The sequence below is a fragment of the Pseudomonas ulcerans genome, from assembly GCF_036324125.1.
GTDB lineage: Bacteria > Pseudomonadota > Gammaproteobacteria > Pseudomonadales > Pseudomonadaceae > Aquipseudomonas > Aquipseudomonas ulcerans.
Genome location: NZ_JAZDQN010000030.1, coordinates 25199 through 48095, shown reverse-complemented (window position 1 = coordinate 48095; position 22897 = coordinate 25199). Strand labels below are relative to the sequence as shown.

Annotated in this window: 20 protein-coding genes; 2 read left to right on the top strand and 18 right to left on the bottom strand. The window is 63.1% G+C overall.

The window, feature by feature from the left end:
• Position 1: 1 nt before the first annotated feature.
• The 17 genes from nuoH to V0R59_RS22625 all read right to left on the bottom strand — a co-directional run bounded on the left by nuoH (position 2) and on the right by V0R59_RS22625 (position 20291).
• On the bottom strand, positions 2 to 1009 hold the full coding sequence (nuoH, locus tag V0R59_RS22705) for an NADH-quinone oxidoreductase subunit NuoH (RefSeq protein ID WP_330077029.1): 1008 nt from the start codon (positions 1007 to 1009) through the stop codon (positions 2 to 4).
• Positions 1006 to 3720 carry an NADH-quinone oxidoreductase subunit NuoG gene (gene nuoG / locus V0R59_RS22700; protein ID WP_330077030.1) on the bottom strand — a complete coding sequence of 905 codons (2715 nt, stop codon included), beginning with the start codon at positions 3718 to 3720 and terminating at the stop codon, positions 1006 to 1008. Before nuoG ends, nuoH begins: the two co-directional genes overlap by 4 nt.
• Positions 3721 to 3853: 133 nt before the next feature.
• Positions 3854 to 5218 carry an NADH-quinone oxidoreductase subunit NuoF gene (nuoF, locus tag V0R59_RS22695; protein ID WP_330077031.1) on the bottom strand — a complete coding sequence of 455 codons (1365 nt, stop codon included), beginning with the start codon at positions 5216 to 5218 and terminating at the stop codon, positions 3854 to 3856.
• Positions 5215 to 5712: an NADH-quinone oxidoreductase subunit NuoE gene (gene nuoE, locus V0R59_RS22690; RefSeq protein ID WP_042125476.1), complete on the bottom strand. Its 498-nt coding sequence runs from the start codon at positions 5710 to 5712 to the stop codon at positions 5215 to 5217. Before nuoE ends, nuoF begins: the two co-directional genes overlap by 4 nt.
• Positions 5713 to 5714: 2 nt before the next feature.
• On the bottom strand, positions 5715 to 7496 hold the full coding sequence (nuoC, locus tag V0R59_RS22685) for an NADH-quinone oxidoreductase subunit C/D (RefSeq protein WP_330077032.1): 1782 nt from the start codon (positions 7494 to 7496) through the stop codon (positions 5715 to 5717).
• A gap of 77 nt (positions 7497 to 7573) precedes the next feature.
• On the bottom strand, positions 7574 to 8251 hold the full coding sequence (locus V0R59_RS22680; protein WP_330077033.1) for an NADH-quinone oxidoreductase subunit B: 678 nt from the start codon (positions 8249 to 8251) through the stop codon (positions 7574 to 7576).
• A 10-nt stretch (positions 8252 to 8261) separates the two neighbouring features.
• A complete protein-coding gene (locus V0R59_RS22675; protein ID WP_009400986.1) occupies positions 8262 to 8675 on the bottom strand; it encodes an NADH-quinone oxidoreductase subunit A in 414 nt (137 codons plus the stop codon).
• A 356-nt stretch (positions 8676 to 9031) separates the two neighbouring features.
• Complete coding sequence (locus tag V0R59_RS22670) at positions 9032 to 9694, bottom strand: lysoplasmalogenase (protein WP_330077034.1); 663 nt, start codon at positions 9692 to 9694, stop codon at positions 9032 to 9034.
• A gap of 137 nt (positions 9695 to 9831) precedes the next feature.
• Positions 9832 to 11157 carry an isocitrate lyase gene (gene aceA, locus V0R59_RS22665; protein ID WP_075803220.1) on the bottom strand — a complete coding sequence of 442 codons (1326 nt, stop codon included), beginning with the start codon at positions 11155 to 11157 and terminating at the stop codon, positions 9832 to 9834.
• Positions 11158 to 11682: 525 nt separating this feature from the next.
• Complete coding sequence (locus tag V0R59_RS22660; protein ID WP_330077035.1) at positions 11683 to 12417, bottom strand: secretin N-terminal domain-containing protein; 735 nt, start codon at positions 12415 to 12417, stop codon at positions 11683 to 11685.
• 176 nt (positions 12418 to 12593) lie between these two features.
• Positions 12594 to 13025 (bottom strand): GNAT family N-acetyltransferase, encoded by a 432-nt coding sequence (locus tag V0R59_RS22655; protein WP_330077036.1) that lies wholly within the window; start codon positions 13023 to 13025, stop codon positions 12594 to 12596.
• On the bottom strand, positions 13018 to 14187 hold the full coding sequence (locus tag V0R59_RS22650) for a ribosomal protein uL16 3-hydroxylase (protein ID WP_330077037.1): 1170 nt from the start codon (positions 14185 to 14187) through the stop codon (positions 13018 to 13020). The genes V0R59_RS22655 and V0R59_RS22650 overlap by 8 nt, the downstream gene beginning before the upstream one ends.
• 82 nt (positions 14188 to 14269) lie before the next feature.
• A complete protein-coding gene (purB, locus tag V0R59_RS22645; protein WP_330077038.1) occupies positions 14270 to 15640 on the bottom strand; it encodes an adenylosuccinate lyase in 1371 nt (456 codons plus the stop codon).
• A gap of 89 nt (positions 15641 to 15729) precedes the next feature.
• Positions 15730 to 16350: a high frequency lysogenization protein HflD gene (gene hflD, locus V0R59_RS22640; protein WP_330077039.1), complete on the bottom strand. Its 621-nt coding sequence runs from the start codon at positions 16348 to 16350 to the stop codon at positions 15730 to 15732.
• Positions 16347 to 17471, bottom strand: coding sequence for a tRNA 2-thiouridine(34) synthase MnmA (gene mnmA / locus V0R59_RS22635; RefSeq protein ID WP_330077040.1), 1125 nt, complete (start codon positions 17469 to 17471; stop codon positions 16347 to 16349). Before mnmA ends, hflD begins: the two co-directional genes overlap by 4 nt.
• A gap of 69 nt (positions 17472 to 17540) precedes the next feature.
• Entirely contained in the window at positions 17541 to 17981 is a 441-nt protein-coding gene (locus V0R59_RS22630) for an NUDIX hydrolase (RefSeq protein ID WP_330077041.1), read from the bottom strand.
• An 84-nt stretch (positions 17982 to 18065) separates the two neighbouring features.
• A complete protein-coding gene (locus V0R59_RS22625) occupies positions 18066 to 20291 on the bottom strand; it encodes an NADP-dependent isocitrate dehydrogenase (protein ID WP_330077042.1) in 2226 nt (741 codons plus the stop codon).
• A gap of 415 nt (positions 20292 to 20706) precedes the next feature.
• Here V0R59_RS22625 and icd point away from each other — a divergent pair, with 415 nt between their 5' ends.
• Entirely contained in the window at positions 20707 to 21963 is a 1257-nt protein-coding gene (gene icd / locus V0R59_RS22620; RefSeq protein WP_330077043.1) for an NADP-dependent isocitrate dehydrogenase, read from the top strand.
• Positions 21964 to 22025: 62 nt separating this feature from the next.
• Here icd and cspD read toward each other — a convergent pair whose 3' ends face one another.
• Entirely contained in the window at positions 22026 to 22283 is a 258-nt protein-coding gene (cspD, locus tag V0R59_RS22615) for a cold shock domain-containing protein CspD (RefSeq protein WP_330077044.1), read from the bottom strand.
• Between the two features lie 222 nt (positions 22284 to 22505).
• On the opposite strand from cspD, the gene clpS reads away from it, so the two are divergent.
• The gene (gene clpS / locus V0R59_RS22610; RefSeq protein ID WP_045188377.1) at positions 22506 to 22868 is read left to right on the top strand and encodes an ATP-dependent Clp protease adapter ClpS; all 363 of its coding nucleotides are present in this window, start codon (positions 22506 to 22508) and stop codon (positions 22866 to 22868) included.
• The last annotated feature ends 29 nt before the right edge of the window (positions 22869 to 22897 follow it).

Below are 22897 nucleotides of genomic sequence, written 5' to 3'. Positions count from 1 at the left end.
CTCACTGGGCCGCAACAGCTGGCGTGTTGAGCAACACGATCGCAGCGGTCACCAGCAAATTGATCAGGGTCAGCGGCAGGCAGAACTTCCAGCTGAAGTCCATCACCTGGTCATAGCGTGGGCGCGGGATCGAGGCGCGCAGCAGGATGAACAGCATGATGAAGAAGCCGGTCTTCAGGGCGAACCAGACGAACGGGATCTGCGGCAGGATATCGAACGGACCGTGCCAGCCACCGAAGAACAGGGTTACCAGCAGCGCCGAGACCAGGATGATGCCGATGTACTCGCCGACGAAGAACATGCCCCATTTCATGCCGGCATATTCGATGTGGTAACCGTCGGCCAGTTCCTGCTCCGCTTCCGGCTGGTCGAACGGGTGACGGTGGGTCACGGCCACGCCAGCGATGAAGAAGGTACAGAAGCCGAAGAACTGCGGAATGATGAACCACAGGTTCTGCGCCTGGTACTCGACGATGTCGCGCATGTTGAACGAACCGGCCTGGACCACCACGCCCATCAGCGCCAGGCCCATGAACACTTCATAGGACACGGTCTGGGCCGAGGCCCGCAGGCTGCCGAGCAGGGCGTACTTGTTGTTCGACGACCAGCCGGCGAACAGTACGGCGTACACCGACAGGCCGGCCATGGCGAAGAAGAACAGCAGGCCGATGTTCAGGTCCGCGACACCCCAGGTCGGGGTGATCGGGATGATCGCGAAGGCGATCAGCAGCGCGCTCATGGCGACTACCGGGGCCAGGGTGAAGATCATCCGGTCGACGAAGGGCGGGTTCCAGTCTTCCTTGAAGAACATCTTCAGCATGTCGGCAGCGATCTGGAACATGCCGAACGGGCCGACGCGGTTCGGACCGTAGCGGTCCTGCCACCAGCCCAGCAGGCGGCGCTCGACGAAGCTGAGCAGGGCGCCGCAGACCACCACCGCCAGCAGGACCACGACGGCCTTGAGGACGGTGAGGATCACATCGATCACTTCGGGGGTGAACCAGCTCATTGTGCTGCCTCCTGCAGGCCTTCGACGGATGCACCGAAGATGGCAGGCGGGATGCCGGCCAGGCCTTTCGGCAGGGCAACCAGGCCAGCGCCCAGTTCTTCATTGATGCGCAGTGGCAGACGCAGGGTCTGGCCGGCGACGTTCAGGCTGAGCAGCGCGCCTTCGTTGACACCCAGGCGGTCGGCTTCCGACTTGGCCAGCGCGACGTATGGCTGCGGGATGCGCTCCTGCACCGGGGCGGCGCGGGAAGAGTTTTCCTCGCTGCCGAACAGGTGGTAGAACGGCACGGCCTTCCAGGTGCCGCGGGCCGGGGCGAAGGCGCCCGGAACGCTGGCGAACCAGGTCAGGTTGTCGCCCTGGCTTTCGATCAGGCGGGTGCCCGGGTCGCCAGCACGCAGGTGACCACCGACCTCGTCCTGGAACTTGTTCCAGGCTTGCGGCGAGTTCCAGCCCGGCGACCAGGCGAACGGCACCTGGGAACGCGGTTCGGCGGAGCCCGAGTAGCCTTCCATGGAGAAGGCGAAGGCGGTGTCCTTGTCCTGCGGGGTACGCGGCTCGTGCACGCTGATGTTGGCACGCATGGCAGTACGACCGGAGTAGCGCAGCGGCTCGCGGGCCAGTTTCATGCCCTTGATGCGGAACGCGGCGGACGGTGCGGCGTTGACGATGCCGGCCAGTTGCGGTGCGGCAGCGGCGGTGGCGCTGGTGACATGGTCCAGCTGGGTCCAGTCCACCGGCTTGTTCAGCAGGGTCGCACGCAGGGCGTGCATCCAGCGCCAGCCTTCGTGGACCAGGATGCTGCTGTCCAGGTAGGTCGGATCGAACACCTGGAAGAAGCGCTGGGCGCGGCCTTCCTGGCTGACCAGGGTGCCGTCGCCTTCGGCGAAGGACGCCGCCGGCAGCACCAGGTGGGCGCGGTCGGTGGTGGCGGTCTTCGAGTGGTCGGCAACGATGATGACCTTGGCGGCAGCGAAGGCGGCATCGACCTTGGCGGCCGGCACGCGGCTGTACAGGTCGTTTTCCAGGACGACGATGGCGTCGGCCTTGCCGGAGATCACGGCGTCCAGGGCGGCGTCGACGGAATCGCCACCGAGCATGGCCATGCCGATGCTGTTGGCTTCCGGCACCACCAGGCTCAGGGAGCCGGCTTTTTCACGCAGCTTCAGGGCCTTGGCGATGTTGGCGGCGGCTTCGATCAGGGCTTTCTCGCCCAGCGAGCCACCGGACACGATCAGCGGACGCTTGGCAGCGACCAGGGCATCGGCGATGCGCTTGGCCAGTTCCAGTGCTTCGGCGTCCAGGCCGTCGACGGCCGGGGCGCTCGGGTCGATGGCGTGGGCCACGGCGAAGCCGATGCGGGCCAGGTCGGCCGGGGCGGCGTGCACGCATTCTTCGGCGACGTCATCCAGCTTGGTCTCGGCCAGGCTGGCGATGAACAGCGGGTACAGGGCGTGCTGGCCGATGTTCTTCACCGCGGCGTCGAGCCATGGCTGCACCTTCATCGCTTCGGCCATGGCCTCGGCCTTGCCCTTGGTGGCCTGGCGTACAGCCAGGGCGACGCGGGCAGCGGTCTGGGTCAGGTCTTCACCGAGGACGAACACGGCGTCGTGGTCCTCGATGTCGCGCAGGGTAGGGACCGGCAGCGGGCTGTCGTTGAGGACCTGCAGGACCAGGCGCACGCGCTCCAGTTCAGCGGCTTCCATACCCGAGTAGAAGTACTCGGCACCGACCAGCTCGCGCAGGCCGTAGTTGCTTTCCAGGCTGGCGCGTGGCGAGCCGATGCCGACGATGGTGCGGCCGCGCAGCAGGTCGGCGGCCTTGTCCAGGGCGGCGTCCAGGCCCAGCTTGCTGCCGTCGGCGAGCAGTGGCTGGCGTGGGCGGTCGGCACGGTTGACGTAGCCGTAGCCGAAGCGGCCGCGGTCGCAGAGGAAGTACTGGTTGACCGAGCCGTTGAAGCGGTTCTCGATCCGGCGCAGTTCGCCGTAGCGTTCACCCGGGCTGATGTTGCAGCCGCTGGAGCAGCCGTGGCAGATGCTCGGGGCGAACTGCATGTCCCACTTGCGGTTGTAGCGCTCGGAGTGGGTCTTGTCGGTGAACACACCGGTCGGGCAGACCTCGGTCAGGTTGCCGGAGAACTCGCTCTCCAGGGCACCGTCCTCGACGCGGCCGAAATAGACGTTGTCGTGGGCACCGTAGACGCCCAGGTCGGTACCGCCGGCGTAGTCCTTGTAGTAGCGCACGCAGCGATAGCAGGCGATGCAGCGGTTCATCTCGTGGGCGATGAACGGGCCGAGTTCCTGGTTCTGGTGGGTACGCTTGGTGAAACGGTAGCGGCGCTCGTTGTGGCCGGTCATTACCGTCATGTCCTGCAGATGGCAGTGACCGCCTTCCTCGCAGACCGGGCAGTCGTGCGGGTGGTTGGTCATCAGCCATTCGACGACGCTGGCGCGGAACGCCTTGGACTCGTCGTCGTCGATGGAAATCCAGGTGCCGTCGGAGGCTGGGGTCATGCAGGACATGACGATGCGACCACGGGTGTCGTTCTCGTCGGTGTACTGCTTGACCGCGCACTGCCGGCAGGCGCCGACGCTACCGAGCGCCGGGTGCCAGCAGAAATAGGGGATGTCGAGGCCGAGCGACAGACACGCCTGTAACAGGTTGTCCGCACCGTTGACTTCGAGCGCTTTGCCGTCTACGTGGATAGTGGCCATGGTTCAAAGTTCTTCGTTGGCCCGCGTGAGCGGGTGTGGCTAATGGAAATCGGTGTGCCCGCGGCTCGCGCGAAACATTCGGGCGAGCCTGCGTGGCTGGCGGAGAGCACGGACCCTCCGCTTTTTCATCTTGTTATGCGCCGACCACAATCGGCTTCGCCAGGTTCGGGCGCAGGGTGTCGCCAGCGCTTGCTGGGGCGACACCGGCCTCGAACTCAGGACGGAAGTATTTGATGGCACTGCCCAGCGGCTCGACGGCACCCGGTGCGTGAGCACAGAAGGTACGGCCTGGGCCGAGGAAGTTGACCAGCTGCAACAGGGTGTCGATGTCCTCGCGCTTGCCCTGGCCTTTCTCCAGTGCGCGCAGCATCTTCACGCTCCATGGCAGGCCGTCGCGGCACGGGGTGCACCAGCCGCAGGATTCGCGGGCGAAGAACTCTTCCATGTTGCGCAGCAGGGAAACCATGCTGATGCTGTCGTCCACCGCCATGGCCAGGCCGGTACCCATCCGGGTGCCGACCTTGGCGATGCCGCCGGCGTACATCTGGGCATCGAGGTGCTCGGGCAGGAGGAAGCCGGTACCGGCGCCGCCTGGCTGCCAGCACTTGAGCTTGTAGCCGTCGCGCATGCCGCCGGCGTAGTCCTCGAACAGCTCGCGGGCGGTGACGCCGAACGGCAGTTCCCACAGGCCCGGGTTCTTCACCTTGCCGGAGAAGCCCATCAGCTTGGTGCCGTGGTCTTCGCTGCCTTCGCGGGCCAGCGACTTGTACCAGTCGACGCCGCCATCGACGATCGCCGGCACGTTGCACAGGGTCTCGACGTTGTTGACGCAGGTCGGCTTGCCCCAGACGCCGACGGCGGCAGGGAAAGGCGGCTTGGAGCGCGGGTTGGCACGGCGGCCTTCCAGCGAGTTGATCAGTGCGGTTTCTTCACCGCAGATGTAGCGGCCGGCACCGGTGTGCACGAACAGCTCGAAATCGAAGCCGCTGCCGAGGATGTTCTTGCCCAGGAGGCCTGCGGCCTTGGCTTCGTCGATGGCGCGGTTCAGGTTGCGCGCGGCGGTGGTGTACTCGCCCCGCAGGAAGATGTAGCCGCGGTAGGCCTTGAGGGCACGAGCGCTGATCAGCATGCCCTCGACCAGCAGATGGGGCTGTTGCTCCATCAGCATGCGGTCCTTCCAGGTGTTCGGCTCCATTTCGTCCGCGTTGCACAGCAGGTAGCGGATGTTCATGGATTCGTCTTTCGGCATCAGGCCCCACTTCACGCCGGTGGGGAAGCCCGCACCGCCGCGGCCCTTGAGGCCGGAGTCCTTGACGGTCTGGACGATATCGTCCTGGGACATCTGCGAGAACGCCTTGCGCGCGGCGGCATAGCCGTTCTTCGCCTGGTACTCGTCGAACCAGACCGGCTCGCCGTCGTCACGCAGGCGCCAGGTCAGCGGATGGGTCTCGGCGCTGCGCGCGATGCGGTTGGCCGGGCCGAAGGAAGTGATGGTCATACGTAACCCTCCAGCAATTTGGCAACACCGGCCGGCTGCACGTCACCGAAGGTGTCGTCGTCGATCATCAGCGCCGGGGCCTTGTCGCAGTTGCCCAGGCAGCACACCGGCAGCAGGGTGAAGCGGCCATCCGGGGTGGTCTGGCCGAGGCCGATGCCCAGTTCGCTCTGGATCTGGCCGACCACGGACTCGTGGCCGCCGATGTAGCAGACCATGCTGTCGCACACGCGGATGATGTGGCGACCGACCGGCTGGCGGAAGATCTGGCTATAGAAGGTGGCCACGCCTTCGACGTCGCTGGCCGGGATGCCGAGGATCTCGCCGATGGCGTGGATGGCGCCGTCCGGCACCCAGCCGCGCTGCTTCTGGACGATCTTCAGGGCTTCGATGGACGCCGCGCGCGGGTCCTCGTAGTGGTGCATCTCGTGCTCGATGGCCGAGCGCTCGGTTTCGCTCAGGGCGAAACGGTCGGTTTGGATAAGCGTGCTGTTCATGCTTAGCGGTCCACGTCAGCCATAACGAAGTCGATACTGCCCAGGTACGCGATGAGGTCCGCGACCATGCTGCCGCGGATCACCGAAGGGATCTGCTGCAGGTGCGGGTAGCTCGGGGTGCGGATCCGGGTGCGGTAGCTCATGGTGCCGCCATCGCTCGTCAGGTAGTAACTGTTGATGCCCTTGGTCGCCTCGATCATCTGGAAGGACTCGTTGGCCGGCATGACCGGACCCCACGAAACCTGCAGGAAGTGGGTGATCAGGGTTTCGATGTGCTGCAGGGTGCGCTCTTTCGGCGGCGGCGTGGTCAGCGGGTGGTCCGCCTTGTACGGGCCTTCCGGCATGTTGCGCAGGCACTGGTCGATGATGCGGATACTCTGGCGCATCTCCTCGACGCGGACCATGCAGCGATCGTAGGCATCGCCGTTGTGGGCCAGCGGCACTTCGAACTCGAAGTTCTCGTAGCCGGAGTAAGGACGGGCCTTGCGCAGGTCGAAGTCCAGGCCGGTGGAACGCAGGCCGGCACCGGTGACGCCCCAGGCCAGGGCTTCCTTGGTGTTGTACTGGGCAACGCCGATGGTGCGGCCCTTGAGGATGCTGTTCTGCAGGGCGGCCTTGGTGTACTCGTCGAGGCGCTTGGGCAGCCATTCGACGAAGTCCTTGACCAGCTTGTCCCAGCCGCGCGGCAGGTCGTGGGCGACGCCACCGATGCGGTACCAGGCCGGGTGCAGGCGGAAGCCGGTGATGGCCTCGATCACGGTGTAGGCACGCTGGCGGTCGGTGAAGGTGAAGAACACCGGGGTCATGGCGCCGACGTCCTGGATGTAGGTACCCAGGAACAGCAGGTGGCTGGTGATGCGGAAGAACTCGGCCAGCATCACGCGGATGGTGTCGACCTTCTGTGGCACCTTGATCCCGGCCAGTTTCTCGACAGCCAGCACGTACGGCAGGTTGTTCATCACCCCGCCGAGGTAGTCGATACGGTCGGTGTACGGGATGAAGCTGTGCCAGGACTGACGCTCGGCCATCTTCTCGGCGCCACGGTGGTGGTAGCCGATGTCCGGGACGCAGTCGACGATCTCTTCGCCGTCCAGCTGCAGGACGATACGGAAGGCACCGTGGGCGGACGGGTGGTTCGGGCCGAGGTTGAGGAACATGTAGTCCTCGTTCGCGCCCTGGCGCTTCATGCCCCAGGCTTCCGGATTGAAGCGCGCGGCTTCTTCTTCCAGCTGCTGCTTGGCCAGGTTCAGGGTGAACGGGTCGAACTCGGTGGCACGGGCCGGGAAGTCCTTGCGCAGCGGGTGACCTTCCCAGGTCGGCGGCATCATGATGCGGGTCAGGTGCGGGTGGCCCGGGAAGTCGATGCCGAACATGTCCCAGACTTCGCGCTCGTACCAGTTGGCGTTCGGCCAGATACCGGTGACGGTCGGCACGCTCAGGTCGGTTTCGCTCAGGGAGACCTTGATCATCACATCGCTGTTCCGTTCCACCGAGAGCAGGTGGTAGAACACGGTGAAGTCGGCGCCCGGCAGGCCGCGACGCTGGGTGCGCAGGCGCTCGTCGACGCCATGCAGGTCGTACAGCATGCTGTACGGCTTGGCGACGTTGCGCAGGAAGGTCAGTACTTCGATCAGGCGGGCGCGGTCAACCCACAGCACCGGCATGCCGGTACGGGTGTCCTGGGCGGTGAACGCCTCGGCGCCAAAACGGTTGTGCAGTTCGACGACCACATCCTGGTCGTCAGCCTTGTAAGGCGGAATATAAATAGCGGTGTCCGCTGTCATGGTCTCGGTCGCTTTCGGTCAACGTAGAGAATGAAGCCAGGCCGCCGGTTCCTGGGAACGGGCGGCAGGTCGCTGGATCAGACTTCGTCGGGGCTGCGCAGGTTGGTCACCTGCATGCGCTGTTCACGACGCAGATCTTTCTGGGCCGGCATCTCGGCGCGGTACACGCCTTGATCGCCGACGACCCAGGAAAGAGGGCGTCGCTCCTGGCCGATCGATTCCTGCAAGAGCATCAGGCCTTGCAGGAACGCTTCAGGGCGAGGCGGGCAGCCGGGTACGTAGACATCCACGGGGAGGAACTTGTCGACCCCCTGGACGACCGAGTAGATGTCGTACATGCCGCCGGAGTTGGCGCACGAACCCATGGAGATGACCCACTTCGGCTCCAGCATCTGCTCGTACAGGCGCTGGATGATCGGCGCCATCTTGATGAAGCAGGTACCGGCGACGACCATGAAGTCGGCCTGACGCGGTGATGCCCGGATCACTTCGGCGCCGAAACGGGCGATGTCGTGCGGCGCGGTGAACGCCGTGGTCATCTCCACGTAGCAGCAGGACAGGCCGAAGTTGTACGGCCACAGGGAGTTCTTGCGACCCCAGTTGACCGCGCCACTCAGCACATCCTCAAGCTTGCCCATGAAGATGTTCTTGTGGACCTGGTCCTCTAGCAGCGAATCGGAGACGGTTTCCCGTTCTCCGATTGGATACTGCTCGTTGGGCGCATCCGGATCGATTCTGGTGAGATTGTATTGCATTGCCAAAGCCTCATTGTTTCAGCTTCGCTTGCCGCTTGCGGCGACCCACGGGAGCCCAATCGAGCGCCCCGACCCGCCAAAGGTAGACAAGACCAGCCAACAGAATTGCTATGAAAACGAGTGCTTCGACGAATCCGGTCCAGCCGCTTTCGCGGACGGACACAGACCATGCAAAGAGAAAGAGGGCTTCGATATCGAAGATCACGAACAGCATCGCGACCAGATAGAATTTGGCCGACAGGCGCAGACGGGCGCCGCCGGTAGGCAGCATGCCGGATTCGAACGGTTCGTTCTTGCTGCGACCCCAGGCCTTGCTACCGAGCAGGCTGGACAGGCCGAGCATGAAGGCACAGAGGCCGACGACACCCAACAGGAAAATGGCGAAACCCCAGTTGTGGGCGATCAGTCCGGTCGAATCGGGCATGCTGAGAATCCTTAACAGAGCACGTGGTCTCTGAGCGTGAAAAGAAGTAGAGCAGTGACGATATGTCGCAGCGGAATCTATCGCGCTGATTTTATGGGTAAACCTGGTGCAAGTAAAATTTCTGCTGCAAATTTATTCGTAGGATTAAGAACAAAAATCTTTCGTAACTCGCTGAAAGCCTTGTGTTTCGGGCATTGTCGTCGCTTTCGTTAATTATGTTTCTTTCCTGGCGTAATGAACGGCAAGTTTCGGAATGATAATTAATATCATTTGAGCGGTTGCTGTTATTCCTACTGTTCCAGTCAACTAAGAAGTTCATTGCTTGTTTGGCCTGCAAGTTATTTGCAGCCCTTGTTCTAGACGCTTTTGTTCGGGGTCGTTGCGCCATGGGTCAATGTTCCGGTGGGTGCTGCTGGTTGCGCCGACGCCGCGATTGCCCACTGGCCCAGCCAGTAGAACAGGATGATCAGGTAGGGGGCGGCAGCGAAGGGACTGACGAAGCGGTCGATGCCGATCAGGCTGTCGGAGAACACGAAGCTCACCGCGCCGATGCCCGCCAGGCCACCACAGGCGAGGGCGCGCCAGAGCATGGCGCTGATGGTCAGGGCGTAGAGTGCCACTGGTATCAGCAACGGGCCGAGGCCGTGCCAGGCCAGCAGGCCGAACAGTCCCGTGCCGCACAGCGTAGCGATCAGCAGGGCGCCGGTGGCGGGCGTGCGGGTCTTGTCCAGGTAGGCCCAGAGGTAGGCCAGGTGGGCGCAGAGGAACGCCGCCAAGCCGGCGGCAAACAGGTCGCCTGGCCATGCCAGGGCCAGGTCACCGACGATGGACAGGCTGAGGCCAAACACTATTCCGCGGCGATACGGGGTTGTCGGTGCGTCGAGCAGCCAGATCAGCAGCATCAGCACTGGAACCGGCTTGGCTGCCAGGGCCAGCCAGATGCTGTCGGCGGACAGTGCATATAGATAGAGGGCGCCGCCCAGCAGGGCGAGGGCGAGCAGGGTCACGGAGCGGGGCATGGCCGGTCCTTTCGTATGGCGTGCCTGCAAGCATAGCCAAAGGATCGCCACGCGCAGGGCGCAGATAATAAAACGAAGCCCGGAACCCCATCACAGGTCCCGGGCTTCGAGTGTCACCCGAATTTACAGCGTGTGTATCAGTGGAACTGCTCTTCTTCGGTGGAGCCGGTCAGCGCGGTCACCGAAGACTTGCCACCCTGGATCACGGTGGTCATGTCGTCGAAGTAGCCGGTGCCGACTTCCTGCTGGTGGGCAACGAAGGTGTAGCCCTTCGATGCGTCAGCGAATTCCTGCTCCTGCAGCTTGACGTAGGCGGTCATGTCGTTGCGGGCGTAGTCGTGCGCCAGGTTGAACATGCCGTGCCACATGTTGTGGATGCCGGCCAGGGTGATGAACTGATGCTTGTAGCCCATTGCCGACAGTTCGCGCTGGAACTTGGCGATGGTGGCGTCGTCCAGGTTCTTCTTCCAGTTGAAGGAAGGCGAGCAGTTGTACGACAGGATCTGGTCCGGGTATTCCTTCTTGATCGCTTCGGCGAAGCGACGGGCCTCGTCCAGGTCCGGCTTGGCGGTTTCGCACCAGATCAGGTCTGCATAAGGGGCGTAGGCCAGGCCGCGGGCGATAGCCTGGTCCAGGCCGGCGCGAACCTTGTAGAAACCTTCCGGAGTGCGGTCGCCGACCACGAACGGTTGGTCGTACGGGTCGCAGTCGCTGGTCAGCAGGTCAGCGGCGTTGGCGTCGGTACGGGCCAGGATGATGGTCGGTACGCCAGCAACGTCGGCGGCCAGGCGGGCAGCGGTCAGTTTCTGCACGGCTTCCTGGGTCGGAACCAGTACCTTGCCGCCCATGTGGCCGCACTTCTTCACGGAAGCCAGCTGGTCTTCGAAGTGAACGCCGGCGGCGCCTGCTTCGATCATGTTCTTCATCAGTTCGTAGGCGTTCAGGACGCCGCCGAAACCGGCTTCGGCGTCAGCCACGATTGGCGCGAAGTAGTCGACGTAGCCTTCGTCGCCCGGGTTCTTGCCGGCTTTCCACTGGATCTGGTCGGCGCGACGGAACGAGTTGTTGATGCGCTTGACCACGGTCGGTACCGAGTCCACTGGGTACAGGGACTGGTCTGGGTACATGGATTCGGCCGAGTTGTTGTCGGCAGCCACTTGCCAGCCGGACAGGTAGATGGCCTGGATGCCGGCCTTGACCTGTTGTACAGCCTGGCCGCCGGTCAGGGCGCCCATGCAGTTGACGAAATCTTTCTCAGGGCGGAAGGACGGATGCGCGCCCTTGGTCACCAGGTTCCACAGTTTTTCCGCGCCCAGACGAGCCAGGGTGTGCTCTGGCTGGATCGAACCACGCAGACGGACGACATCGGCAGCGGTGTAGGTACGGGTCACGCCTTTCCAGCGCGGGTTCTCGGCCCAGTCTTTTTCGAGGGCTGCAATTTGCTGTTCGCGTGTCAGTGCCATGGAAATAAACCTCGTCGCATAGGTCTTGGTGAAAAATGTTCGCTCTGTCGGCTGCGCTGTTCGTACAGGGGCAGCACCGAATGCTCGCGGCTCAGGGGCGCTGGCGATGTATCAGTCTAGTTGGGCGAAATCGCGACGTTGAACGATGGGGCTCGGAGGAGGAAGTGAGCAGGTGCGGGCGTCCGTCGGGCAGGTTGGCTCGTGGTTGCCGTGCTGCTTCGATCAGGGTGTGCCATGTACCGTTTGATGCGCTTCCGTCCCTCGGGACAACTTCGTTCCAGTCGTAATCTCGTCCAACGCGCCTTGTGGGCTGTACAGACACGAACCGGCTTCGGGGGTAGTTCGAAGCGCGACCCGAAGGCCCTTGCCAGGGCCCCTGATTAGCGGGAGCGGGGCCATCATGCCTCTGCGATTCGGGGGCGTCAAATGTTTTGTAGTGCTTTTTTCACTCCACTACATCTTTGGTCTAATACGACTCATCAGTCAGTTTCAAGGCCGTTGGTCGAGGCCTTGATTTCCGTGGGCTCAGTCCAATTCGTCGACTTTTACCCGCAATGTCATGTTTTCACCTCGCTGGGTGGAGTAGGAGAGGGCCGAAGCAGAGCGTTCGGCCTGACTTTGACCATTGACCCCTGCCAGAGTGATCCATTCACCCAGCTTGCCGGTGACCTTCGTGTCGGTACTTTGTACTTTCACTACATCGGGACGTTCCTGGCTCATACGGTCATTGTTGGTACTTATGTTCAGGTGCACGGTGTCGCCGGCGACGCTGGCGGTGACGTAGAAGCCCTGGGTGACGTTGCGGTATTCGGTCTGGCTCTGCAGGCGGCCGTAGCTGTCGGTCTGGGCGGTGGTGACGGGGATGCTCTGGCCGACCTGGATCAGCGCCGGCGTGCCTTCACTGGCCTGGATCTGTTGCAGTCCACCTTCGCGGTTGGCCGTGCCATAGCGGATGATGCGGGCATTGCCGCGGTTGTCCTGGAAGTTGCTGTCGCTGTTGTCGACGCTGATCAGCAGGCGCTTCGGTGCGGTATCGAGATCACGCAGGAGGGTGCGAAGTTCGTCGATCTTGCCAGGATCGGCCTTGACGATCAGCTTGTTCTCGAAAGCGCTGACCGTGCCATCCTTGCCCAGGAAGGCTTGCGCGGTGGGGAGGATCTCGGCGCTGGTGCGGTGGTTCAGGGGCAGGACTTCGGTGGCGGCCAGCGCGTTGAGGCTGAACGACAGAAGCAGGGAGGCGAGCAGGGGGCGTAGCGGCATGTCCATGATCTCCGCAGGTGGGAGTGGACATGATGGCAAAGATTGTTTGCGCCCGGGAGGATTTGCTGTGGTTTTGAGGGCTTCATCGCTGGCAAGCCAGGCTCCCACAGGGTACGAGTCGCTTCGGACCCTGTGGGAGCCTGGCTTGTCGGGGCGCCGAACCGCAGCGATCAGGGTTACAGCGGTTTCGAGTCGCGCACCATGTCCACGTGCGGAATCCCGGCTTCCAGGAACTCCTCGCTGACCACGCGGAACCCCAGACGCTCGTAGAAGGCCGTGGCATGGGTCTGCGCCGTCAGCATCTGCTGGCTCAGGTCACGGTTCTGCGCCTCGACGATGGCCGCCTGCATCAGTGCATCGCCGACCTTCATTCCACGCCAGTCCTTGAGCACCGAAACCCGGCCGATCTGGCCGTCCTGCAGCAGGCGCGCGGTGCCGATGGCGTAGTCATCCTCGACGGCGAGGAAGTGGATCGCGTCGTTGTCGTCGGAATCCCATTCCAGCTCCGGCGGCACGCTCTGCTCGGCGATGAACACCGCCTCGCGGATGCGGCGGATATCCGCATTGTCCTTGTGCCAGTCGGCCAGGCGGACCTTGATCTTATTCATTGGCGAACCCCAGGCTTCCTTGCTTGACCAGTTGGCAGACCAGTTCCAGGCCGACTTCGTCGCCCAGCCAGTCGCCCAGGTTTTCGGCGTGCAGGGCATCGGCGGAGCAGATCAGCTTCAGCAGCTCGCGCAGGTTGCCCGGCAGCAGGCGGCTCTGGCCGCTGGCGAACAGCAGCAGGTTGTCGTCTACCTCGGACCAGGCCAGGCGTGCGCTCGGGTTGCGGATGATGATCGCGCCCTGTTCCAGGCTGTCGACCAGTTCTTCCTCGCTCAACTCTTCGCCGCTGACCAGCTCGGGGTAGCGCGGCTCGGTCATGAACTGGCCGAACCAGGTCAGCAGCAGGCGCTCGTCGCCCATGTGCTCGTTGAGCAGGCTTTTCAGGCGGCCGAGCGCGTCGTGCTGGATCTGGTGCGGATCGTCGCTGACTGGCTGGGCATCGGCATCGCTGTAGCGCTCTTCGTCGGTGAGGAACTGGCCGAGGAAGTCGGTGAAGTGGGTCAGGACTTCGGCAGCGCTCGGTGCGCGGAAACCTACCGAGTAGGTCAGGCAGTTGTCCTCGGCGACGCCGTAGTGGGCCAGGCGTGGCGGCAGGTAGAGCATGTCGCCCGGCTCCAGGACCCACTCGTCGCTCTGTTCGAAGTCGGCGAGGATGCGCAGGTCGGCGTGTTCCAGCAGCGGACTGTCGCTGTTGCACATCTGCCCGATCTTCCAGTTGCGCTTGCCATGGCCCTGGAGCAGGAACACGTCGTAGTTGTCGAAGTGCGGGCCGACGCTGCCGCCTGGCGCGGCGAAGCTGATCATCACGTCGTCGATGCGCCAGCTCGGCAGGAAGCGGAAGTGCTCCAGCAGTTCGCCGACTTCCGGGACGAACTGGTCGACCGATTGCACCAGCAGGGTCCAGTCGCGCTCCGGCAGGGTGCCGAAGGTTTCCTCGGTGAACGGGCCGCGGCGCAGCTCCCATAGGGTCTCGCCGTGTTCGAGGACCAGGCGCGATTCGACTTCCTCTTCCAGGGCCAGGCCGGCCAGTTCGTCGGCGTCGATGGGGCTTTCGAAATCGGTAAAGGCCTGACGGACCAGCAACGGTTTTTTCTGCCAGTAGTCGCGCATGAACTGGCGCGCGGTCAAACCGCCGAGAAGCTGCAGTGGGATATCAGGATTCATGAGTAACCTATTGAAAAAAGACAATTTTCTTTCAGGAATAAAAACGCCCGGCTCGGCCGGGCGTTAAAACGCGGGTCGTGGATCAGACGCGCTTGGCTTGCGCCGCTGCGTTGCCGATGTAGCTGGCCGGGGTCAGCTTCTTCAGTTCTTCGCGGGCGTCGGCCGGCATGTCCAGGCCGTCGATGAAGGTCAGCAGCGCTTCCGGGCTGATGCCCTTGCCACGAGTCAGCTCCTTGAGCTTCTCGTAGGGGTTTTCGATGTTGTAGCGACGCATCACGGTCTGGATCGGCTCGGCCAGGACTTCCCAGCAGGCGTCCAGGTCGTCGGCGATGCGTGCGGTGTTGATTTCCAGCTTGCCGATGCCTTTCAGGCTGGCTTCGTAGGCGATCACGCTGTGGGCGAAGCCGACACCGAGGTTGCGCAGTACGGTGGAGTCGGTCAGGTCGCGCTGCCAGCGCGAGACCGGCAGCTTGCTGGCCAGGTGCTGGAACAGGGCGTTGGCGATGCCCAGGTTGCCTTCGGAGTTCTCGAAGTCGATCGGGTTGACCTTGTGCGGCATGGTCGAGGAGCCGATTTCGCCAGCGACTGTCTTCTGCTTGAAGTAGCCCAGCGAGATGTAGCCCCAGACGTCACGGTCGAAGTCGATGAGGATGGTGTTGAAGCGGGCGATGGCGTCGAACAGCTCGGCGATGTAGTCGTGCGGCTCGATCTGCGTGGTGTACGGGTTGAACACCAGGCCCAGCTCGTCCTCGATGAAGGCGCGGGCGTTCGCTTCCCAGTCGATCTGCGGGTAGGCCGACAGGTGCGCGTTGTAGTTGCCCACGGCGCCGTTGATCTTGCCCAGCAGCGGGACGGCGGCAACCTGTGCGATCTGCCGCTCCAGGCGGTAGACGACGTTGGCCAGTTCCTTGCCCAGGGTGGTCGGCGAGGCCGGCTGGCCGTGGGTGCGCGACAGCATCGGCACGTCGGCGAAGCGGTGGGCTAGTTCGCGGATCGACTGGGCGATCTGGCGCATCAGCGGCAGCAGCACGCTGTCACGGCCTTCGCGCAGCATCAGGGCGTGGGACAGGTTGTTGATGTCCTCGCTGGTGCAGGCGAAGTGGATGAACTCGCTGACCTTGGCCAGTTCCGGCAGCTTGGCAGCCTGCTCCTTGAGCAGGTACTCGATGGCCTTCACGTCGTGGTTGGTGGTGCGCTCGATTTCCTTGACGCGCTCGGCGTGCTCGAGGGCGAACTCATCGGCCAGGCCGTTGAGCAGGGCATTGGCTTCGGCGGAGAAGGCCGGGACTTCGGCGATCTGCGGGTGGGCAGCCAGGCGCTGCAGCCAGCGCACTTCGACCAGGGCGCGGAAACGGATCAGGCCGTATTCGCTGAAAATGGGGCGCAAGGCCTGGGTTTTGCCGGCGTAGCGGCCGTCTACAGGGGAAACCGCAGTGAGCGAGGAAAGCTGCATGGGGTGTTCTCGGACAGTCAGGCTTTTAAGAGGGCGCATATCATACACGATAAATGCGCCCGAGTCGGGTGGCTGACAAAAGGTAATTATCAGCCGCGAAGCATTGGATACAGCTCGCGCAACAGCTTGCGGCGGCTGAACACCAGCTGCCAGCGATGCCCGCCAAGCTGGCGCCACAGCCGCGCGGCGCGGATGCCGGCGAGCAGCAGGGCACGGATCTTCGACGCGTTGCTGGTCTGCTGCAGGTGACGCATGTCGCCGTGGACCTGGATGCGCTGGCGCAGGGTGCTCAGCGTATCCTGATACAGCGCGCCGCTCGATGCGATGACGTTTTCGTGAACCAGGCCGAAGTGATCTGCCTGGGACTGGATCTGCGGCAGGCGGTTGCCGATGGTCTCCAGCATGTCGCCACGCTTGGCCAGCTGGCGCTCCAGGCCGAGCATCGACAGGGCGTAGCGCAGCGGCTCGCGCTGCAGGCTGCCGGGATCGCGCTCCAGGGCGCTGGCGAGGGCGCGGTAGCCGTCACGCAGGTTGATATCGTCGCCGCCGAAGACTTCCAGGGTGTCCTTGGGGTCGCGCACCAGCAGGCTGCCGAGCATGCAGCCGATGTTGGCTTCACTGGCCGAGCCGGTACGGGCGATGCGGTCCACCAGCACGGCGGCCTGGAATACGCCGCCCAGGGCGATCAATTGCTCCTGCGTCTGGTTCATCCGCGCGCGCTCCACGGCTCGGCGATCTCGATCACGCCGCCACCGAGGCAGACTTCGCCGTCGTAGAACACCACGGACTGGCCCGGGGTCACGGCGCGTTGTGGTTCGTCGAACACCGCGCGGTAGCCGCTGGCGGTGCGCTCCAGGGTGCAATCCTGGTCGCTCTGGCGGTAGCGCACCTTGGCAGTCAGGCGCCGCGGCACGGACAGGTCGATCGGGTTGACCCAGAAGATTTCCGAGGCGAGCAGCGCGCGGGAGAACAGCCACGGGTGTTCGTTACCCTGGCCGACCACCAGCACGTTGCGCGACAGGTCCTTTTCCAGCACGTACCACGGCTCGTCGCCGGCGTCCTTGAGGCCGCCGATGCCGAGGCCCTGGCGCTGGCCGATGGTGTGGTACATCAGGCCGTGGTGCTGGCCGATGACTTCGCCGTCGGTGGTCTGGATTTCGCCGGGCTGGGCTGGCAGGTACTGCTTGAGGAAGTCGCTGAAGCGGCGCTCACCGATAAAGCAGATGCCGGTGGAGTCCTTCTTCTTCGCCGTGGCCAGGCCGTGTTTCTCGGCGATGGCACGGACTTCCGGCTTCTCCAGCTCTCCCACCGGGAACAGGGTGCGGGCGATCTGCTCGCCGCCGACGGCGTGAAGGAAGTAGCTCTGGTCCTTGTTCGGGTCCAGGCCCTTGAGCAGTTCGGTGCGATCGTCGATATCGCGGCGGCGCACGTAGTGGCCGGTGGCGATCAGGTCGGCGCCGAGGGACAGCGCGTAGTCGAGGAACGCCTTGAACTTGATTTCCCGGTTGCACAGGATGTCCGGGTTCGGTGTACGGCCGGCCTTGTACTCTTCGAGGAAATGCTCGAAGACGTTGTCCCAGTATTCCGCGGCGAAGTTGGCGGTGTGCAGCTTGATGCCGATGCGGTCGCACACGGCCTGGGCGTCGGCCAGGTCTTCGCGGGCGGTGCAGTACTCGGTGCCGTCGTCCTCTTCCCAGTTCTTCATGAACAGGCCTTCCACCTGGTAGCCCTGCTCCATCAGCAGGAGGGCGGAAACGGAAGAGTCCACGCCGCCGGACATGCCGACGATGACGCGCGTCTTTTCGGGTTCTTGGAGAGCTGGTTCGGACATGGGCATGGGTGCGTATCTGGAAAAAGACGACGATTCTATCAGGCTGCGTCCTGCAAGGCTAAAGGCGCCTTAATTACGGATCAGTGCCAGGCTGTGCAGCGGTCCGGCGAGGTAGTCGTCGATGCACTGCGGCACCAGTTCGCTGCGCCAGCGCTGGGGATCGGCGAGCAGTTCCTCGCGGGTCATCCACACGGCGCGGACGATATCGCTGTCCAGGGCGCGATCGGCATGGTGCTTCACAGGCTTGGCGGCGAAGCAGATGCGCTGATAGGTCACGCCGTTGCTTGGGGCTGTGTAGAGGTAGATGCCGACCACGCCGGTGAGTTCGACATCCCAGGCGGTTTCTTCGAGGGTTTCGCGCAGGGCGGCCTGGAGCAGGCTTTCGTTGGCTTCGAGGTGGCCGGCGGGCTGGTTGAAGACGTGCTTGCCGGCCTTGAATTCCTCGACCATAAGGAAGCGGCCCTGGTCTTCGACGATGGTGGCGACGGTGATGTGGGGTTGCCAGGTCATGTTCGGTCCTTCGGAAAGTGTGGCGGAAAAGAAAAACCCCGGTGCGTGGCCGGGGTTTTCCTTCATTGCTTCAAGCTGACGCTCTTACAGTGCGGCGATCGCGCTGTTGAAGGTCTGGCTTGGGCGCATCACCTTGCTGGTCAGCTCGGCGTCGGTGAAGTAGTAGCCACCGATCTCGGCTGGTTTGCCTTGCACGGCGTTGAGCTCGGCGACGATGGTCGCTTCGTTCTCGGTCAGTGCCTTGGCCAGCGGGGCGAAGCGCGCCTGCAGTGCGGCGTCTTCGGTTTGTGCAGCCAGTGCCTGGGCCCAGTACAGGGTCAGGTAGAAGTGGCTGCCACGGTTGTCGATACCGCCGACCTTGCGCGCAGGGGACTTGTTGGTATCCAGGAACTGGCCGGTGGCCTGGTCCAGGGTAGCCGCCAGCACGTTGGCTTTCGGGTTGGCGTAGGCGTTGCCCAGGTGCTCCAGGGAAGCGGCCAGGGCGAGGAACTCACCCAGCGAGTCCCAGCGCAGGAAGTTTTCCTCGACCAGCTGCTGCACGTGCTTCGGTGCCGAACCGCCGGCGCCGGTCTCGAACAGGCCGCCGTTGTTCATCAGCGGGACGATCGACAGCATCTTGGCGCTGGTGCCCAGTTCCATGATCGGGAACAGGTCGGTCAGGTAGTCGCGCAGTACGTTGCCGGTGACCGAGATGGTGTCCTGGCCAGCGCGGATGCGCTCCAGGGAAACCTTCATCGCCTCGACCGGGGACAGGACGCGGATGTCCAGGCCGGTGGTGTCGTGGTTCTTCAGGTAGGCCTGGACCTTCTCGATCAGCACGCCGTCGTGGGCGCGTTGCGGGTCGAGCCAGAAGATCGCCGGGGTGCTGCTTGCGCGGGCACGGTTGACAGCCAGCTTGACCCAGTCCTGGATCGGCGCGTCCTTGGTCTGGCACATGCGGAAGATGTCGCCCGCTTCCACTTCCTGTTGCAGCAGCAGGTTGCCCTTGCTGTCCAGGACGCGGATGGTGCCATCGACCTTGGCCTGGAAGGTCTTGTCGTGGGAGCCGTACTCTTCGGCTTTCTGGGCCATCAGGCCGACGTTCGGCACGCTGCCCATGGTGGTCGGGTCGAAGGCGCCGTGTTTCTTGCAGTCTTCGATCACGGCCTGGTAGATGGTCGCGTAGCAGCGATCCGGGATCAGTGCCTTGGTGTCCTGCAGTTCGCCGGCGGCGTTCCACATCTTGCCCGAGTCACGGATCATGGCCGGCATCGAGGCGTCGACGATCACGTCGCTCGGCACGTGCAGGTTGGTGATGCCCTTGTCGGAGTTGACCATGGCCAGGGCCGGGCGAACGGCGTAGACGGCCTGGATGTCGGCTTCGATCTGTGCCTGCTGTTCGGCTGGCAGGGCCTTGATGCGGGCGTACAGGTCGCCGATGCCGTTGTTCAGGTTGAAGCCGATTTCTTCCAGGACTGCTGCGTGCTTGTTCAGCGCGTCGGCGTAGTACTCGGCGACGATCTGGCCGAACATGATCGGGTCGGAGACCTTCATCATGGTGGCTTTCAGGTGGGCCGAAAGCAGTACGCCGTTGGCCTTGGCGTCTTCGATTTCCTTGGCGACGAAGGCGCGCAGGGCCTTGGTGCTCATGACCGCGCAGTCGACGATCTCGCCGGCCTTGACCGCAGTCTTCTCTTTCAGGACGGTGGTGGCGCCGTCCTTGCCCAGCAGTTCGATGCGCAGGCTGTCATCGGCTTCGATCAGCGCGGCTTTCTCGCTGCCGTAGAAGTCGCCGCTGCTCATGTGCGCGACGTGGGATTTCGAATCGGCAGCCCAGGCGCCCATCTTGTGCGGGTGCTTGCGTGCGTAGTTCTTGACCGACAGCGGGGCGCGGCGGTCGGAGTTGCCTTCGCGCAGGACCGGGTTCACGGCGCTGCCCTTGATGCGGTCGTAGCGAGCGCGGGCTTCTTTTTCGGCATCGTTGGCCGGTGCTTCCGGGTAGTCCGGGACGTTGAAGCCCTTGCCTTGCAGTTCCTTGATCGCGGCCTTCAGCTGCGGTACCGAGGCGCTGATGTTCGGCAGCTTGATGATGTTGGCTTCCGGGGTGGTCGCCAGTTGGCCAAGTTCCGCCAGGTGGTCGGCCACTTGCTTGTCGGCGCCGAGCTGTTCTGGGAAGGCGGAAAGGATGCGGCCCGCGAGAGAGATGTCCCGGGTTTCTACCGCGATGTCGGCGGTAGCGGTGAAGGCTTCGACGATGGGCAGCAGGGAGAAGGTGGCGAGGGCGGGGGCTTCGTCGGTGAAGGTGTAGATGATCTTCGAACGGGTGGACATATTCGGGTTAACTCTCTGTTTTGCTGAGCGTGCTCGGAATCTCGGTAGGGCGCGCAGGGTAAGCGCTTCGCTCAGACACATCCATGAGCGGAAAGTCGAGGATTCCAGGCTGTGATGGTGGGTTGCATCAGTCGAGTGTCAAACGGCTGAACTGCGGTAACAGCTCAGTCTTGTCGGGGCCGTGGGGCCTGTAGCGGACATCTCGCCCCGAGTGACCCTTGAGTCACCGGCGCAGTATACCAATTCCTTCGTCCTAATCAGCAAGGTGAAGCTGTCGGATAGTCGTTTTTAGACCAAAGATGTAGAGCTTTTTTCGGCTTTGTGACGGTTTTTGCGACGAGGTTTCCGTTCGCCGCCAACTGGGTTAGGCTCTGGGGATTGCATGACTTCAAACCAAGAAAAAGCGGAGTGCAGCATGGGATACCAGAAAATCGAGGTTCCGGCAGTCGGCGACAAAATCACCGTCAACGCAGACCATTCTCTCAATGTTCCAGACAATCCGATCATCCCGTTCATCGAGGGCGACGGCATCGGCGTCGATGTCACCCCGGTCATGATCAAGGTGGTCGACGCTGCGGTCGAGAAGGCTTACGGCGGCAAGCGCAAGATTTCCTGGATGGAAGTCTATGCCGGCGAAAAGGCCACCCAGGTGTATGACCAGGACACCTGGCTGCCCCAGGAAACCCTCGATGCGGTGAAGGACTACGTGGTTTCCATCAAGGGCCCGCTGACCACCCCGGTCGGTGGCGGCATCCGCTCCCTCAACGTGGCCCTGCGCCAGCAACTCGACCTGTATGTCTGCCTGCGCCCGGTGGTGTGGTTCGACGGTGTGCCGAGCCCGGTGAAGAAGCCAGGCGACGTCGACATGGTGATCTTCCGCGAGAACTCCGAGGACATCTACGCCGGCATCGAGTGGAAGGCCGGCTCGCCCGAGGCGAACAAGGTCATCAAGTTCCTCAAGGAAGAAATGGGCGTCACCAAGATCCGTTTCGACCAGGACTGCGGTATCGGCGTCAAGCCGGTCTCGAAGGAGGGCACCCAGCGCCTGGTGCGCAAGGCCCTGCAGTATGTCGTGGACAACGACCGCAAGTCGCTGACCATCGTGCATAAAGGCAACATCATGAAGTTCACCGAAGGTGCCTTCAAGGACTGGGGCTACGAGGTGGCGAAGAACGAGTTCGGCGCCGAGCTGCTCGACGGCGGCCCGTGGATGAAGTTCAAGAACCCTAGGACCGGGCGTGAAGTCATCGTCAAGGACGCCATCGCCGACGCCATGCTCCAGCAGATCCTGCTGCGCCCTGCGGAGTATGACGTGATCGCCACCCTCAACCTCAATGGCGACTACCTCTCCGACGCCCTGGCGGCGGAAGTGGGCGGCATCGGTATCGCCCCGGGTGCCAACCTGTCCGACACCGTGGCCATGTTCGAGGCGACCCACGGAACCGCGCCGAAATATGCCGGCAAGGACCAGGTCAACCCGGGCTCGGTGATCCTCTCGGCCGAGATGATGCTGCGTCACCTGGGCTGGACCGAGGCGGCCGACCTGATCATCAAGGGCACCAACGGTGCGATCCGGGCCAAGACCGTGACCTATGACTTCGAGCGCCTGATGGAGGGCGCGACCCTGGTTTCGTCGTCCGGCTTCGGCGCGGCGCTGATCAAGCACATGTAACGCAAAACAGGCCATCCGCTTCCTGGCAGATGGCCTGTTTCACGCTGTGTCGCCGGTGCGGGTCAGACGTTCGCAGTGGTGTGGGAAGTGGTCTGCGCCTCGCTGGCGACCATGGCTCCACGAATGTTGATGGCTTGCGATCCCTTCGGGCCCTGGACGATTTCGAACGTCACGGACTGTCCGGCCTTCAGGGTCTTGTAGCCATCCATCTGGATTGCCGAGAAATGAGCGAACAGATCCTCGGGTTTGCCATCTTCATTGATGAAGCCGAAACCCTTGGCATTGTTGAACCACTTGACTTTACCGCTTGCCATCCTCATATCCCTCTGCAAAGGACTCCATCACTGGAGTATCATCCACTCCATCCGCATACGAACCTGCGAAATTCCTGGTTGACTGCGCGGATCTTTACGACCACGGTGGGTTCTTAATGGTTGTAACACCGTTTTGCCGATAGTCAAGGTCAGGCGACGGCCGTATTCTGCGCCGGTTACAGCGGTCAACCCACAACCTTAACCTGTCGAAATGATGAAATTCTTTCCATGCATGCACATAGCCAGATTCGACTAACATTCAATCAGGATCGCCCGCAATCGCATGAGGACGATGGTGCCGGCCTGGCCGTACAGGAGGCCAAGCCAGCGCTGCAGGCGCCACCGATGTACAAGGTGGTTTTGTTCAACGATGACTACACGCCGATGGATTTCGTCGTCGAAGTGCTCGAGGTGTTTTTCAACCTGAACCGCGAGCTGGCGACCAAGGTCATGCTGGCCGTCCATACAGAAGGACGGGCAGTGTGCGGATTGTTTACCCGCGACATCGCCGAGACCAAGGCCATGCAGGTCAACCAATACGCAAGGGAAAGCCAGCATCCGCTACTCTGTGAAATCGAGAAGGACGGTTAATCGCCGACCACTTGGGTATGAGGTGAAGC